12 protein-coding genes and 1 pseudogene are annotated in these 15749 nt (G+C 55.3%); 11 read left to right on the plus strand and 2 right to left on the minus strand.

Annotated elements, in window-relative coordinates; all coding sequences use genetic code 11:
• Positions 1-510: 510 nt before the first annotated feature.
• The 6 genes and pseudogenes from ACOX7T_RS14610 to ACOX7T_RS14635 all read left to right on the plus strand — a co-directional run bounded on the left by ACOX7T_RS14610 (position 511) and on the right by ACOX7T_RS14635 (position 8287).
• A complete protein-coding gene (locus tag ACOX7T_RS14610; RefSeq protein ID WP_433444082.1) occupies positions 511-1356 on the plus strand; it encodes a tyrosine-type recombinase/integrase in 846 nt (281 codons plus the stop codon).
• Between the two features lie 282 nt (positions 1357-1638).
• On the plus strand, positions 1639-2175 hold the full coding sequence (locus tag ACOX7T_RS14615) for a hypothetical protein (RefSeq protein ID WP_433444084.1): 537 nt from the start codon (positions 1639-1641) through the stop codon (positions 2173-2175).
• Between the two features lies 1 nt (position 2176).
• Positions 2177-2380, plus strand: a pseudogene (locus ACOX7T_RS14620) (zinc-ribbon domain-containing protein); the annotation flags it as partial.
• Between the two features lie 57 nt (positions 2381-2437).
• Positions 2438-3313, plus strand: coding sequence for a zinc-ribbon domain-containing protein (locus ACOX7T_RS14625; protein ID WP_433444103.1), 876 nt, complete (start codon positions 2438-2440; stop codon positions 3311-3313).
• A complete protein-coding gene (locus ACOX7T_RS14630) occupies positions 3310-3567 on the plus strand; it encodes a hypothetical protein (protein ID WP_433444086.1) in 258 nt (85 codons plus the stop codon). The genes ACOX7T_RS14625 and ACOX7T_RS14630 overlap by 4 nt, the downstream gene beginning before the upstream one ends.
• A gap of 31 nt (positions 3568-3598) precedes the next feature.
• Positions 3599-8287, plus strand: coding sequence for an S-layer homology domain-containing protein (locus ACOX7T_RS14635; RefSeq protein ID WP_433444087.1), 4689 nt, complete (start codon positions 3599-3601; stop codon positions 8285-8287).
• A gap of 75 nt (positions 8288-8362) precedes the next feature.
• Here the strand turns inward: ACOX7T_RS14635 and ACOX7T_RS14640 are convergent, their stop codons facing one another.
• Together ACOX7T_RS14640 and ACOX7T_RS14645 are read right to left on the minus strand one after the other, a co-directional pair.
• On the minus strand, positions 8363-9328 hold the full coding sequence (locus ACOX7T_RS14640) for a sigma-70 family RNA polymerase sigma factor (protein WP_433444089.1): 966 nt from the start codon (positions 9326-9328) through the stop codon (positions 8363-8365).
• Positions 9325-10449 carry a DUF6076 domain-containing protein gene (locus ACOX7T_RS14645; protein ID WP_433444091.1) on the minus strand — a complete coding sequence of 375 codons (1125 nt, stop codon included), beginning with the start codon at positions 10447-10449 and terminating at the stop codon, positions 9325-9327. The genes ACOX7T_RS14640 and ACOX7T_RS14645 overlap by 4 nt, the downstream gene beginning before the upstream one ends.
• A 205-nt stretch (positions 10450-10654) precedes the next feature.
• Between ACOX7T_RS14645 and ACOX7T_RS14650 the strand changes: the two genes are divergently transcribed.
• The 5 genes from ACOX7T_RS14650 to ACOX7T_RS14670 all read left to right on the plus strand — a co-directional run bounded on the left by ACOX7T_RS14650 (position 10655) and on the right by ACOX7T_RS14670 (position 15537).
• Positions 10655-11797 carry an AAA family ATPase gene (locus ACOX7T_RS14650; RefSeq protein WP_433444093.1) on the plus strand — a complete coding sequence of 381 codons (1143 nt, stop codon included), beginning with the start codon at positions 10655-10657 and terminating at the stop codon, positions 11795-11797.
• Positions 11785-12102, plus strand: coding sequence for a plasmid mobilization protein (locus ACOX7T_RS14655; RefSeq protein WP_433444095.1), 318 nt, complete (start codon positions 11785-11787; stop codon positions 12100-12102). Before ACOX7T_RS14650 ends, ACOX7T_RS14655 begins: the two co-directional genes overlap by 13 nt.
• A gap of 1 nt (position 12103) precedes the next feature.
• A complete protein-coding gene (locus ACOX7T_RS14660) occupies positions 12104-13414 on the plus strand; it encodes a relaxase/mobilization nuclease domain-containing protein (protein WP_433444097.1) in 1311 nt (436 codons plus the stop codon).
• Positions 13415-13463: 49 nt separating this feature from the next.
• Positions 13464-13748: a hypothetical protein gene (locus ACOX7T_RS14665; RefSeq protein WP_433444099.1), complete on the plus strand. Its 285-nt coding sequence runs from the start codon at positions 13464-13466 to the stop codon at positions 13746-13748.
• 85 nt (positions 13749-13833) lie between these two features.
• Positions 13834-15537, plus strand: coding sequence for a recombinase family protein (locus tag ACOX7T_RS14670; RefSeq protein ID WP_433444101.1), 1704 nt, complete (start codon positions 13834-13836; stop codon positions 15535-15537).
• Positions 15538-15749 lie beyond the last annotated feature (212 nt).

A 15749-nucleotide genomic window follows, 5' to 3' on the forward strand; every position in this document is an offset into this window, starting at 1 on the left:
AGGCGTATTGCAATTTCATCTTCTCTGAACTTCTCCATTTTGAGAAGCAACATTCTCTGGACTTCTGAATCGTCTCTCGGTATTGTGTGTTTGCAGTCAACAACACAGAGAGGAGAAAAATACTATGACACAAGTTCCTGTTACCAGATGCCAGTACTGCGGCTCACAAGACATCGGAGAAGGCTGGCAGCACGGAGAAGCCCTGGTTACTTTCAAATATCACGGACTGCTGGGAAATCGGCTGAAGTACCTGATCTGCCGCCGCTGCGGAGCAGTGCTGTACCAGTGTGTGGCAGAACCTCACAGGTTCCCGCAGGCAAGAAGATAACCTTACAGTGCAGGAGGCTGGAACACTATGAGGAAAGAACCTGATAAGCGTATATCTTTCCCGTACCAGTGGCAAACCTATCAATACGGCACGCAAAGCCCACAGCGGTATCTGCCGCTGTGGGCTTTGTTGTCTCCGTACTTCCTGTACAATAGCAATATCATTCAAATGGGAGGGCCTCTATGAAGAACCGTCAATTGACACAACAACAAATCCGAGCATACGCCCATTATCTTCTGATGGAGGAAAAAAGCAGTGCAACCATGGAGAAATATCTGCGGGATATCCAGGCGTTTGCCTGCTGGCTTGATGGACGGGAAATCAGCAAGGAGTTGACCTCGGAGTGGAAATCCCACCTTGTATCCCAGGACTATGCCCCGACCACCGTCAATGCCATGCTCTCTGCCTTGAACAGTCTGCTGGAGTTCCTTGACCTGCGGGAGTGCCGGGTGAAGTTTCTGAAAATCCAGCGCCGTCTGTTTCGGGATGCCGACCGTGAACTGACAAAGGATGACTACCAGCGTCTTCTGAACACGGCCCACAAATTGGGAAAGGAACGGCTGGGACTTCTGGTGGAGACTATTGGAGCCACCGGTATCCGGGTCAGCGAAGTAGCGTATATCACCGTAGAAGCTGTTCAACAGGGCAAAGCAGAAATCGCTCTCAAAGGCAAGATCCGCACCATCCTGCTCCCCGGAAAACTCCGTCGCAAGCTGCTGAAGTATGCGAAAAAACAAAAAACCGCCTCCGGTGCGATCTTTCGCACCAAAAGCGGAAAGGAACTTGGCCGCCGACAGATCTGGGCGGAACTGAAAGGGCTGTGCAAGCACGCAGGCGTGGAGCCGGGAAAAGTGTTTCCCCATAACCTGCGGCACCTATTTGCCACAGTCTTCTACCGAACCTGCCGGGACATTGCCAAACTGGCTGACCTGTTGGGCCACAGCAGCATTGAAACCACACGCATCTACCTGGTTACCTCCGGCACAGAGCACCAGAGGGAGATTGATCGGCTGGGGCTTGTGTCGTAGTCACAGAATCGACATTCCGTCCCAACATCGACTACATAATGGAATAATACATCGTTATTATAGCAGGCGTGGACATGAAAGACAAGGCATCTTCCAGATTTTGAGCGCAAAAACATAGGCCGCAAGCATAATCTGCCTTTGCGGCCTGGATTCCTACGCCCTTTCGCCCTCTTTCCGAAAGAAAGACGGGCGATTTTTTATGCCTGTCTTTTCCATTTAGCAGAAAGAAAAGGAAAAGTTCTATTCAGAATGTCGATTCTGTGAATTCAGGGGGTGAGCCACTTGGAAGCCGTCGCAAAGGATGTAGAACGGTTCTGTATTTTTGAAGATGATCTTCCACGCAGCGGCGGGCGCTGGCCAGAGTATGCGGCAACGATGATCCTATGCTTTGATCAGTGGGAAAACGATATGGCCATTGGAAGCCTGTGGACTTTTTTCCGGTCTGCTCCAATTCCGTTTCGTGGGCTGGATAACCTGCTTTTTATCATGGATGCCATGATGGATGAGACGGAGCAGCCAATGCCTTGGATGGAGCGGCGGCACATCAAGGAGCAGGCAAGGCCGCACCTAAATAGAAGAAAGAACGATTCCACAAAAACGGTGACTCAGATCCAGAATTCCCTGTCATTCAGACCAGGCCTGCTGTCCACGGTATCCGTCCGGATTTATACCCGTCAGCACGCTACCATGCAGGGGGCTTTGCGTGTGGAAGGCAATCGAACGGTATGCTTCCGCAGTGGCCTGGAACTGCTGTATCTTCTGCGGGAAATTACAAAACATCCATTTGCTCTGCGGCCCGTGGAATCGGAACGCGTGTGATATGGGAAAGACTTTATCTGCCTTCTGCCATGTAAGAGGCTGTACGGAATTGCTTGCTCAATGGGATCGTCAAGTCAATCTTCCCCTTACCCCTGAAACCATTCCCTACGGCAGCACGAAAAAGGTCTGGTGGCGGTGTGCAAAAGGTCACCGCTGGCAGGTAACGGTGAACAACCGCACCTCCAGCCATACTGATTGCCCATACTGCGCCGGCAGGGCTGCGTGGCCCGGAGAAACCGACTTAGCCAGCCTGTTCCCGGAATTGGCAAGAGAATGGCACCCCACCAAAAATTTGCCACTGACGCCGGAGCATGTACTGCCTGGAAGTGGGAAAAAGGTATGGTGGCGGTGCGGCCTGGGGCATGAGTGGCAGGCGGAAATCCGTTCCCGGGTGGATGGTTGCGGCTGCCCGGTGTGCGCCAACCGTGCTGTAGCTCCAGGCATCAATGATCTGGCCAGTCAGTTTCCCAAGCTGGCCCAGGAGTGGCACCCCACGAAAAACGGAACTTTGAAGCCCTGGGATGTGACCTTCGGCACCAAGCGCAAAGTCTGGTGGCAGTGCAGCAAAGGACACGAGTGGCGCGTTTCCGTCCAGTCCCGCACCTTGGATGGAACTGGATGCCCGGTCTGCGCCGGGCGGGTGATCCTGCCGGGAGAAAACGACATGGCCTCTCAGTTCCCGGAGGTAGCTCGGGAGTGGCATCCCACAAAGAACGGAGCGCTGCTTCCGTCCCAGGTGCCACCCACCAGTAAGCGCCGGGTATGGTGGCTCTGTCCCCTGGGACACGACTATATGGCTGCGGTGGGAATGCGGACCATGCGGAACTCAGGCTGTCCCTACTGTGCCGGGAAAAAGGTCCTTGCCGGTTTCAATGACTTGGCCACGACGGAGCCAGAAATTGCGGCACAGTGGCATCCCACGCTGAACGGTTCGCTGACGTCCCAGATGGTCACCGCAGGCTCCCACAAAAAGGTTTGGTGGATCTGCGCCGAGGGCCATGTCTGGAAGGCTGCCATATACTCCCGAGCCGGAAAGCAGAAGCGCGGCTGTCCGGTGTGTGCCGGAGTTGTCAGTGGGAAGCGACGGACACGCTATGAAAAAATGCTGGCAGAAGTAAAGGAGGTCATGTCGGTGTGATGGTAGAACAATCTCTGCTGGACTTACTGTCCATTCAAATGAAGTGTGAGTACTTATCCGATCTGCGTTTTTTGTCATTGGAGCAGCGCCGGTATCTGGCACAAAGGCTGGACCGGCTGACACCCCGTGAGGAGGATGTATGGGAATGGAATGACGCACTGAACTATCTGACGGGCGCTCCGCCGGAGGATACGGCCCAGGCCGCGAAAGCGCGGCTCATCTATTCGTTATCCCAACCTTGTGAGGCAAGGTAGTATAACTTATGTAATCTTAGGAGGAAGAAAAATGAGAAGTAAAGTACGAACACGGATTGAGAGCATATTGCTTGTAGCAGTGATGCTCCTCAGCCTCTTGCCGATCCACGCACTGGCAGATGGGCCGATCCCAGTAGGTACAGGCGATGCACTTACCGAGGCTCTGACCAACGGAGGTAGTATTCAACTGGAAGATGATATTACCGTGGACACGGAACAGAACTGGACTATTACAAAGGATGTTGTGCTGGATTTGAATGGCCATAATATCACCAGCACATACGGGGAAAGCAACTACTATTTGATGACGGTCCGCGGTGCCTCTTTGACTGTCACGGATACGAGCGCCTCTGAAGCTGGTACCATTAGCGCCGACGTGTCCGGCGGGTATGGAATCCAGTTGTACAGCAACAGTACCTTTAATCTGGAAGGCGGCACGATCATTTCCAAAAATGAAACGGTCGACATTTATACCATCACTACCGGTTGCACGGTCAATATCTCCGGCGGCAAACTGGTCAGCACTGCTGATAGTGCAATGAATGTCCGCGGCAGCGGCACCGAGGTGAACATCACCGATGGTGAACTGGTAAGCGAAGGCGGTATTGCTGGCGTCTTTGTCAGTAGCGGTTCCGGCAGTACTGATCCGGAGAGCATTGTCTTCAATATGGACGGCGGCAAGCTGACGTCAACAAGTGGCCCGGCCATTCTCACGGATTATGCACTTACGGTTAATTATGGCGGCGATGCTGTAATTGAATCTGAGAATACCGGTATTTCTGTAAAAGGTTCAACTGTTTTGAATGTTACCGGTGGCACCATCACGGCGGATTCCTATGCGCTGCAGGGTAGATATGATAGTTCTATCCATGTCACGGATGGTAAGATCGAAACTACCCGCATTAATCTGGCGGCGGTTGATGTCAGTGATAATAGCACCGTTGAGATTAAGGGCGGAACACTTGTAGGTTCCAAGGCACTGACTGGCAACAAAGAAAACATCACGGTTGCCGGCGGCACCTTCCAGACCAGTGCCGGCACCAAGGTGGATGTGAGCGAGTACCTGCCCGAGGGCAACACCCAGGATGAGAACGGCCAAGTGATTGTGGATACTGCCACTGCCAAGTTCGCTGTGGACGGCGTGGGCTATACCACTCTCGAGAAGGCACTGGCCGCCCTCAAGGATGGTAGCACCATGACCATCCAGCCCGGTGAGTATGATGTGACCACTGTGCGCACGTCCAAGCCTACTTATGGCAGCGGCTTCATTATCGACAAGAAAAATGTTACCATTCAGGCGGCTGACCCGAACGACAAGCCTGTACTCTATGGCTTCTCCAACGAGTTCAATGCCGGCGTGGATAGCGACGGCATCAACGGCCAGGACACCATCTATGTCTCCGGCAGCGGCGTTACCCTGAAGGACCTGGTCATCATGCCTCTGGGCGGTGTCGGTCCGAATGCGAACAACTGGCAGAAGACTGTTGAGGTTACCTCTACGGCCACAGGCTTCACCATGACTGGCTGTGAGACGACCCCCAACACGCATCAGAAGGATAGTCAGGATAACAGCATGGCCGCCGCCTCCGGCAATATCCATGTGTCCATCAACGATGCGAAGATCTCCGGCAACAACTTCGGCGCAGGTACCACCGTTTCCGCTGGCTGGAAGACCTCTGCTGCTGACACCTACTCTGTGGACGTGTCCGGCAACTATTGGGGTGACGGTGTTACCGCTGCTGACATTGCCGGCAAGATTGACGGTAACGTCAAGGTGGATGACTATTATGCGGATGCGGGCATGACTGAGCTTGTCACGGTCGGCGGCACGCCGGTTTCCACGGTTGATCAGCTGGAAAAGGCTCTCACCGCCGCCAAGAATGGCGACACCATCGTGCTGGCCCCCGGTACCTATAAGTTGACCAGCACTCTGAATCTCAACAAGGGCGTTACCGTTACCGGTCAGGCAGGCGAGGCCGCTGAGACGATCCTGGTGGGTCCCACCACTGTGGGCCAGACGGTCCTGCTGAGTGGCGGCGCCACGCTGAAGAACGTGACCGTGACCCGGGATAATAGCGTCTGGGATGAGGCAATGAACAAAAACAACTCCGGCGTCTCCTTTGCCCAGAATCTGACGGCGGTGACCACCTTGGAGAACTGCATCATCACCCACAACCGCAACGGCGTCTATCTGAATAACACCGGCACCGGCAGCGGCTACGCGGTGATCAAGAACAACCAGATCATTGACAACCGCACCGGCATTAACATGTGCAACAATGTGAACAACTCCCAAATCACTGGAAATATCATCAACAATAATACTACTCTGGGTATCGTTTACTATGAGTCTGGTTTTGGCACTAATTTTGATACCGTTACCCTGTCCGACAACGAGATCCTGGGCAACTGGTACGGCGCTATCAACCTGAAGACTTTGACCGATAGGACCACCGGCTCCCTGTCTGTGGGTGAGAATACCATCGTGGCCGCCAGCGAGCAGGTGAATGTGGCCTACGAAGCGTCCAAGGAGCCCGGTTATAATGTCCAGATTCCCTCCTGGGGCGGCGGAAGCGCCACCAAGCCCGCGGAGGAGCCTGCCGATGTGATCCTGACCCTCAATGAGAACGAGGAAGGGCAGACAGCGGCTTCCATCGCTGGTTTGGTGGACTACGGTACACTGGAAGTGGCCCCCATCACTGTGAATGTCCATAATGCCGCCGAACTGCGCGAGGCCGTGGTCAATGCGCTGCCCGGCACGGTGATCAACGTCTATCCCGGCGAGTATGACATTGAGCCTGACGCCGCAACGCCCTTCCTGGAAGGTCAGGGCGGCTGGTACCTGCCCATCACCGCCAGCAACATCACCATTCAGGGCGTGGATGCAAGCGGCAATCCCATCACCGACGCCACGAATACCAAGGCCACCATTTACAGCAGCACCGAAACCGCGAATGGCAACTGGGCTATCCAGAACTTGATCACGGTTTTCGGCGATAATGTGACCATCTCCGGCCTGAAGATTATGCCCAAGGTGGAGGTCAACAAGACCATTGAGGTTGCGCCCGCCGCACAGAACTTTACCCTCCAGTACTGCTCCGTCGTGCCTAATGACAAGGTTACGGGGGCTCCTGCTGATGCCGGAACCCTGTACTTTAACGGCGATAAGGGTACTGTGGTGGTAAAGGATAACTACTTCAAGCAGATGGTGATGGCCTTTGACAGCATGAAAGATGCTGAAAGTGTTCTGATTGAAAACAATGTGTTTGATACACCTGTGGACACTGATACCTACATGATTTCCAACGTTACCTGGACCACGCCGGCCACCTTGGAGATGGCTCCTGTGACGATCAAGAACAACACCTTCAAGAACCTGCCCAAGGACTATGACAAGCTGGTTCTCCAGCGGATGGGCGGCACCTTCACCCTGGAGGATAACCAAGCGTTCTGGGAAGGTGGAACTCCGGTGGAGGATCTGGCTGATCTGGCGAGCTTTACTCCGTACAGCAGAGATGGGGTTACCTATCCTTGGAATGAATTTGTGGGGGATGCTCCCAAAATTGTTCTCATCAAGGACGGCGTCACCACTGTGCTGACGCCTCCTGAGCAGGCGGGTGATCCCGTGGTCACTCAGACTGTGACGGTGTCTCCCACTTCTGCATCCATCTACACCGGCGCCAGCCTCACCCTCACGGCAACGTGGGACGGCTTTGCGGACGACGCTGCTGCCAATTGGAGCGCGTCTGGTTCTGGGGCTACAGTAACTCCCACTACCGGTGAGCAGACTGTCTTCCAGGCTACCCAGGCCGGTCAGTACACGGTGACGGTGACTGTAGGCAGCGTGGCAGCCTCTGCTGTCATTACTGTAACCGCCGCTCCTGTCACCCCCGTTGACCCTGTGGTTCCCAGCACCCCCGTCACCGGCGGCTCTGATGCAGACGGCGACTACGCCGTGACCGTGGACCGCACCACCGGCGGCAAGGTCACCATAAGCCCAAGCCGTGCTGATAAGGGCGACACTGTGACCATCACCGTGAAACCTGACAAGGGTTATGAGCTGGATAAGCTGATCGTCACCGACAAAAATGGAGACTCCATCAAGCTCACAGAAAAAGACGACAATAAGTTTACCTTCAAAATGCCCAGTTGTCGTGTGGAGGTCGAGGCTTCCTTTAAGAAGATCGTTGAGGAACCCATCAATCCCTTCACCGATGTTTCCGAGAGCAATTACTACTATGATGCGGTGCTATGGGCCGTGGAGAACGGCGTGACCAACGGCACCAGCGCCACTACATTCGGTCCCAACATGGCCGTGTCCCGTGCTCAGATGGTGACCTTCCTGTGGAGAGCCCACGGCTCCCCCAAGGCCACCGGAACCAACCCCTTCACCGATGTGAGCACCAGCGACTACTACTATGACGCGGTTCTGTGGGCTGTGGCCAACGGCGTGACCAACGGCACCAGCGATACCACCTTCAGCCCGGATATGGCTGTGACCCGCGCTCAGGCGGTCACCTTCCAGTGGCGGGCTGCCGGTTCCCCAGTGGTGTTTGGCAGCAGCTTTGACGATGTGGCTGCCGACGCCTACTATGTCAATGCTGTGACCTGGGCTGTGGCCAACGGTATCACCAACGGCACCGGAGGCAACAACTTCAGCCCCGATGCGGCGGTGTCCCGCGCTCAGGCCGTGACCTTCTTGTGTCGGGAACTGGCATAAGCATCGTGCAATGAGATAAAACCCACAAAACAGGGAGGGACCGGAATTTCCGGTCCCTCCCTTTTGCTTTTTGTGTTACCTTTTTGGGTCCTCCTTATTTGCTGTGCACAGAATATGATACACACAACGCAACGCCGCTGTCTTACACAAAAATCCCCGAATCAGCTCCTGTTCCTCCAGCCATGTGGACTGGGGTGAACGGTATTCTATCTCTCTGCTGGCCTCCCGGCGTGCGGCTTGAATCGCTTTCTGGATGGAGAGCCACTGACCGTAAGCACCACCGTTTCGTTGCTTTCTCAGCTTCCGGATGGCACTCTTATACGCTTTCTCCGCGCCGCTGGGGCCATTGTAGTTCAGCCGGATGGCCAGTTCCTGAAAGGTCATGCCCTGCTCATTGGGCTGGCCGATCCCCAGATAACAGCGTACCAAGTTCAACTCTCTGGGCTTGAGCACCTCCTCCATGCGCTGGAGGAGCAGCGTCCGGCGCATGAAATGGTCATAGGCTCTGGCGGGATCACCGCAAAAACTAATATCAAAGACACGCTCACCCAACGACTCGATCTGGAACGCAGTGCGATATTCCTCCAGCAGACGCTTGGCCACTTTGACGGAGACTTCCAGCTTCGCTTGAATGGCGGTCAGAAGATTTGCTTCGGTGTCCTGCTCGTGTGCGGCATAGAGGAACGCCACCTGGCGCAGCTGGTAGTAGCGATCCAGCGGGAAGGACAGAGAAAAAGAACTTTGGGCGGCGCAGTCCTTCATGGCCGTTTCAATGGCGGGAGTGGCGTAGGTCAGCAGCCTGGTTCCCATGGATGCATCAAACCGCTGTGCCGCGTCCAGTAATGCCAGCGCACCCTCCTGCTTCAGATCGTCCACCAGAAAATCCTGAGAAAATTGTTCGCAGTAGCTTGTGGCCAGCATGGTCAGGTATCCCTCGTTCTGGGAAAGCAGAAGTGAAGCAGCCTCTGGATCGCCTTCCTGTATGCGCCGGGCAAGCTCCTCGTTGCTGGGGCAGGGCGCGTCACAGAGGTACATGCTCATGGCTTGTCCTCCTGGGCAAGCCGCGCTCTCGCCTGAGCATAAAGCGTCTCCTGCTCCATGTCGTGGGCGTAGTCTCCGGCGGCATAGTCGTTGTCCATAAGCGCCCGGTCCCGATAGGTCTCCGCAAGATACAGTGCTTCCCGCCGCAGCTCGTCGGAGATTTTTCCTCTCTGGTGATGCTTGCGGATGGTGTTGGTGCGGGTATTGAACAGACGGTAGACGGGATGCTGCTTGTTCTGCTCCTTCTGGTGCATCATGGCACCGTACTGTCGGCAGGTCAGGCGGCTGTCCTGAGGTGCCATGCCGCTGCAGTATTTTGGCTTGTGTCCGCTGCGGGTAAGAAAATACCGCTCACAGTTCTGACACACGCAGGGAGCGTGGCCGTGATGCAGCCCGTTCATCAAGTCGAAGCAGTAGAACGACATGATCCTGTGAAAGCGGATGCGCTGGACAAACACCATCTTTTCTTTCTGGGTAGGATTCCTGGCAAAGATGTATGTGGACTCCATGACTGGGGACACCGTAAATTTTTCAATATCCGGCAAGGGGAGGGTGTCCATCACATGCCAGAAGTCGTCGCTGGTGAAACAGTCGTGGGCAGCAATGGCAAAGAAGGTCTCGTTCCGCTCCTTGAGCCGGTAGAGATATCCCCGCTCAAAGTAGTCCGCCGCTACAACAAAATGATAGATCCCCAGGGGGATGGCAAAGGCGGCGGCCAGGTAGTGCAAGAAAAAATCCCGATACGGGGCCTCGGTCGACATCAGGGCATCCACCATGTTCTCGCGGCAATATTGATCCAGCACCTCCAGTTCTCCAGACTTGTCCAGGAAGCAGAAGGGCGGGTATGTCCACAGCACATCCAGCAGGGCGGAGACATCCGAGCGCACCTGTGGGAGCAGACGGGCAAAGGTGTCCCGATCTGCGTCCAGGAGTGCTTCCGCCTCTTTACTGATGGCACCGCCGTAATGGATCAGGGCCTGAAGGGTTGCCTGATCCTGATTCATGATATTGGCCGCAAAATATCCGGCGGGATAGGCTTGCTCGTTCAGAAAAACTAAATCCTGCCACACGTCCAGTGTGAGGTACAGCAGGTTGTTGTTCTGCTTGATCCCCAGCGGCATGTGTCCCCCTCCTGTCCTATATCCATTTTGGGCCTGTCTTGTGATATTCTCATTTTATCAAAACTCCCAGAATAATCAAGTGAAAGGAAAAATACCTTTCCCGGAAGCGCTCACTGAGGTGGGCGCTTTTCATATTCAAAATAAGGAGGAATTGACCGTGAGAAAAAACAACGCGCCGCTCCGCACAGTGGATGGAGCAACCTTGATGAGCCAGCCATTGCACTCGCCCAATTTTGTGGTGGACACCCTGCTTGCGCAGGGCCTGCACATCCTGGCAGGCTCCCCGAAAGTGGGCAAATCCTGGTTGGCTCTGTGGCTGGCCGTGACAGTGGCCAAGGGAGAACCGGTGTGGAACATGACCACCAGGCAGGGTACCACCCTCTATCTCTGTCTGGAGGACTCCGTCCTCCGCATCCAGAACCGGCTGTTTGAGATCACTGAGGACGCACCGGACAGCGTCCACTTCTGTACCGAGTGCGACCTCATCGGTCAGGGGCTGGAGGAACAGGCGGAAACATTTCTCACCACCCACCCCGACACCGTACTGGTCATTATCGACACCCTGCAGATGATCCGTCCGATCCACGACGCCACCTACGCCAACGACTACCGGGACCTGTCTGTGCTCAAGCGGCTGGCGGACAAGCATGGCATCGCCATCCTGCTCATCCACCATCTGCGGAAAGAAAAGGCAGAGGATGTGTTCCACCGGATCTCCGGCACCACCGCCATCAGCGGCGCGGTGGATTCCAGCTTCACGTTGGTGGAAGAAAAGCGGGGCAGCGGCAGGGCCAGACTGACCTGCGTGGGCCGGGACATCGAATACCGGGAGCTGGAGCTCCGACGCGGCGATGAAAATGTGTGGGAGCTGGTTTCAGACAGCAGAGAAGAACCCGTGTTTCATGAGGATCGGATCGTCGTTCTCCTCTCTGCATTTATGAGCACCAGAACAATATTTATCGGCACTCCCACGGAGCTCTCCGAAAAGATCGACCCTGATAAGTCTGAAGGGGTAACGCCCAAAAAGATTTCAAGGCTGATCCTGCAAAGCATTGAGGCCCTAAGGAAGAACGGGATTGCTGCAGTGATCCGCCGAAGCAACGGCAAGCGTGTAATCGAGCTGAATCGTGCCGATAGTGTCGATTTGGAGGGTTCCGGAAAAATCGTCCCTATCGACCCTGCTGCCGTTGACCAACCGTCTGGAGAGGGCGCGGCGAGGGCCGTGGAGACGGATTCCTCCCTTCGGGGAGGGCAAGCATCGCGCCCGGCTATACGCCGCGCACAGTTTCGGGGTGCTGCCCCGTACCCGGCCCCTGAGGGGGAGAAGGAGGAGCAATGCAGAGAGTAAAAAAGAGCGAGATCATCACCCTGCGGGTGACGCCCCGTGTGAAAGAAACTATCCGGGAACGAGCCAAGGCTGCTGGCCTGACAGTCACTGATTACCTGTGCTACAGCGGACTGGGAAAAGAGATTGTGCGGGTGGAAGGGTTAGAACAGGTGCTGTCTGAACTGAAAGCCCAGGGACGAAATCTGAATCAACTCACCACCCTGGCCAACATGGGGAGGGTATCTGTAGTCAAAGGTGACACGCTGGCAGAAAACTATGGAAAAATCTATGAACAGCTCCGAGAGCTGTTACGGGAGGTGACTTGAGATGGCAACCTTCACCGCAATCAAAAATTGTGGCGGGGGCAGAGGTGCTCTGGGCGGTGTGCTGCGCTATGTCCAGCAGGAAGAGAAAACCACATGGGAAGATCGTCGGCTGGTCTCCGGCTGGAACTGCACCGCCCAAAGTGTCTGCTCCGAAATGCAGCTCACCAAGGAGCGGTTCCATAAGACAGACGGCAGACAGTACTATCACTTCGTGCAGTCCTTTGCGGAGACGGATGATCTAACGCCCCAGGAGGCCCACGCCATTGCGCTGGAATTGGTTCAGCGTGAGTTCCCAAACTTCGAGGTGCTGGTGGCTACCCATATTGACACCGACCATCTGCACAGCCACCTGGTGGTGAACAGTGTCAGCTTTCAAGATGGCCGCAAACTCCACCAGAGTGCCGCTGACCTGCAAACCCACCGGATTGCCAATGATGAAATATGTGCTGCACATGGCTTGGAGATTCTTCCGCCACCGCAGAAGCAGGTCAAGCAAAAGCGGATGAGCACCAGAGAGTACCGCTCCGCCGCAAAGGGCGAGAGTTGGAAGTTCCGGCTTATGAACACCATCGACCAGTGCATGCGGTACGCTGTCAGCAAGGAGGAATTTATCTCCCTGATGGAGAGCGAGGGGTATCAGGTGCGGTGGACGGACAGCCGGAAGAGTATCACCTACACCACGCCCACGGGAATGAAGTGTCGGGACGACCGGCTCCACGAGGAGAAGTACACAAAGGAGGTCATGGAACATGAGTTCAGAATCCGGGCAGCGCTTGCCCATGGAGGAATTGAAGCGGAGGAATGCTCCGCAGACTATGATACCGCAGAACTGTCCCAGCAAAGAGGAGTGGCAGGAGCTACTCCATCGGCTGGACGAGCTGGAGCGGCACACAGCGGCCCACACAGCCCTTCTGCGGGAGGCTTCCAGTCGGAGGGAGCCGTGCCCCACCCAGGCGCAGATGGAGGCACTGACGCGGGATGTAGCGGAAGTACAGCGGCTGCTGCAACAGGCTGGGAAGAAGAAAGAGATTTCTATTTCTCCGCCCAGTCTGGGAACGGCCATGTCGGTCATGGTATGGCTGGCTCTGATTTTGCTGGGGACTATGGTGGGTATGGTGGTCTTGCAGGTGATCTGGTCCGGCTTGGCCGCTCTCTGGAGCGTGATCAAACTGCTGATCCCATAAGGGATGCCACCACCATGCACCAGCACACGGACCGGAAAGCGCTCCGTCGGGAACGGCAAATAAAAATCGCCCTCGGTCATAAGGAGGACGATCACGAAGAAGAACCAACTTGGCAGCAGACTATGTGACGGTCTGCTATTTTTATTGTCCGGATCATGTCCGGAGGAAAGGAGTTCTATGAGAACAGAATACGAGGAATACCGCGAGACTGGAATGCTGGGCGGATACAATCCCAACGGAGCTCTGCTGCGGGAAACGGAAAGCGGAGAGGTGCTGACCAGTTTTCGTGACACCAGCTACCAGCACCAGGACGATCACATCATCAATCAGAGGGAGATGCTCATTGGAGGAAAGGTCTTTCATGTGACCTCCGTGTTCCCGATGGATGCCACGGCAACGCCCACCGACAAGCTGCTCTCGCTCATTGACACAGACCTAAAGAAAGAAGCCCACAGCGCGTAAGGTTTCCGTGGACTTGTGCAGGCCGGTGGGGTATACTGTTCGTACCCCATACCGGCTTGCCCCAGTAAAAGGAGGTTACAGAGATATGGCAAGCCAAAAATACAATATTTTATACGGCAGACTCAGTCAGGAGGATGAGCGGCAGAGGGACGACAGGCAGAAAGAGTCTAACTCCATCCACAACCAAAAACTCTTCTTGGAACAGTACGCGGCGGACCATGGGTTTGAAAACACGCTGTTCCTGGCGGACGATGGCTACTCCGGTACAAACTTTGACCGTCCGGCCTGGAAGAAAATCATAGAAATGGTGGAACGGGACGAGGTGGAGACCATCATCGTCAAGGATCTCAGCCGCCTGGGACGAGAATACCTCCAGGTAGGACAGTACACGGAGATCTACTTTCCGGAAAAGGGTGTCCGCTTTATCGCGGTCAATGATGGCGTGGATTCCCTGGTGGAGAGCAGCAACGACTTCAATCCGATCCGTAACTGGGCCAACGAACTCCACGCCAAGGACACCAGTAAGAAAGTACGCGCCATCAAGAAGATGCAGGCGGAGCGCGGGGAACGGCTGGGCGGCAAACCGCCCTACGGCTACAAGAAAAAGGACAAGGACTCCAAGGAGATTATCCCCGATGAAGAAACTGCCCCCATTGTGCGTCAGATCTTTGACCTGTGTGCAGCGGGGAAAGGGCCAAACCAGATCGCCAGAATCCTGACCCGAGAGCAGGTGCTGAATCCGACCAACCAGTACTACCAGACTACCGGAGCCGCCTGCACCAATCTGGATACCACCCGTCCCTACACCTGGTCTGGTAAAACCGTGGCTAAGATCCTGGAAAACAAGGTCTACATCGGACACACGCTCAACATGAAGAAAACAACGCTCTCCTACAAAAACAAAAAGCAGATCCAGAAACCGGAGAGTGAGCAGATCCTTGTGGAGAACACCCATGAGCCGCTTATCTCCATGGAGGTCTGGGAGATCGTGCAGGATGTGCGGGCGCACAAGCGGCGGCCGCCCAAGCACATGGAGGAGCCGAATCTGTTCTCTGGATTGGTCTACTGTGCCGACTGCGGCAAATACATGGTGCTCTGCCGGACGGAAAAGATGCGGGAGGATCAGTATTATTTCCGGTGCTCCACCTACGGCAAGCGCGGGAAAACCGCCTGTTCACCCCACCAGATCCGGGAGATGGACCTGAAAGCCATTGTGCTGGATGACCTGCGCAGGGTCACCCACTTCGCACGGATGAAGGAGCGGCAGTTCGCCCAGTACATCAACCAACGGAATACCGCAGAACTGCGCCGGGAGATCAACCGTCTGCAGAAGGATCTGGATTCCATGCATCGGAGGTACGATGAGTTGTCCGCGCTGTTCAAACGGCTCTATGAGGACAATGTCCTGGGGCGGGTGAGCGATGAACAGTTCCGCATGCTCTCCGCAGACTACAACGCCGAGCAAAAAAGTCTGTCTGCCGACATTCCAGCCAAGGAGGAACAGTTGGAGAAACTGAAAGCCTCAGCCGCCAATGTGGACGCCTTCATTGAGAAGGCCAAGCGGTACACCACCATCGACGAACTGACGCCGGAGCTGCTGCGGCTCTTCATCCAGCGGATTGAAGTGGGCGAGCGGAGCCAAAAGTATTCCCGCTCTGCGGGACAGAGTGTCAAGATCGTGTACCGGGACATCGGCAGAGTGGACAGTCCTATGCAGGAGGGAGAACACGCACCGCATATCACAAAGCAGATTACAGATATTGAGGAAATCAAGCGACTGCTGGCATAAAACACAACAGGCGGACAGCTTCCGCTGTCCGCCTGTGTGCCTGACATTTCACATGGTTCAGAAAATGTACCTGTGGGAACTATCAGACCGGGTGGGCGCTTTATTTTGTTACAGATGATGATCCCGCAAAAGCCGCTTGGCCTGCTCCCACAGCTCATCGCTGACGGTCTGCACCACCACGACCTTGCTTACCACTTCCGGCAGGGCCTTTA

It is taken from the genome of Pseudoflavonifractor sp. (assembly GCF_050943825.1).
Taxonomy (GTDB): Bacteria; Bacillota; Clostridia; order Oscillospirales; family Oscillospiraceae; genus Pseudoflavonifractor.

Coding starts and splice junctions, on each gene's coding strand:
- ACOX7T_RS14610 (WP_433444082.1), top strand. CDS start 511: ATGAAGAACCGTCAATTGACACAACAACAAATCCGAGCATACGCCCAT.
- ACOX7T_RS14635 (WP_433444087.1), top strand. CDS start 3,599: ATGAGAAGTAAAGTACGAACACGGATTGAGAGCATATTGCTTGTAGCA.
- ACOX7T_RS14640 (WP_433444089.1), bottom strand. CDS start 9,328: ATGAGCATGTACCTCTGTGACGCGCCCTGCCCCAGCAACGAGGAGCTT.
- ACOX7T_RS14645 (WP_433444091.1), bottom strand. CDS start 10,449: ATGCCGCTGGGGATCAAGCAGAACAACAACCTGCTGTACCTCACACTG.
- ACOX7T_RS14650 (WP_433444093.1), top strand. CDS start 10,655: ATGAGCCAGCCATTGCACTCGCCCAATTTTGTGGTGGACACCCTGCTT.
- ACOX7T_RS14655 (WP_433444095.1), top strand. CDS start 11,785: ATGCAGAGAGTAAAAAAGAGCGAGATCATCACCCTGCGGGTGACGCCC.
- ACOX7T_RS14660 (WP_433444097.1), top strand. CDS start 12,104: ATGGCAACCTTCACCGCAATCAAAAATTGTGGCGGGGGCAGAGGTGCT.
- ACOX7T_RS14665 (WP_433444099.1), top strand. CDS start 13,464: ATGAGAACAGAATACGAGGAATACCGCGAGACTGGAATGCTGGGCGGA.
- ACOX7T_RS14670 (WP_433444101.1), top strand. CDS start 13,834: ATGGCAAGCCAAAAATACAATATTTTATACGGCAGACTCAGTCAGGAG.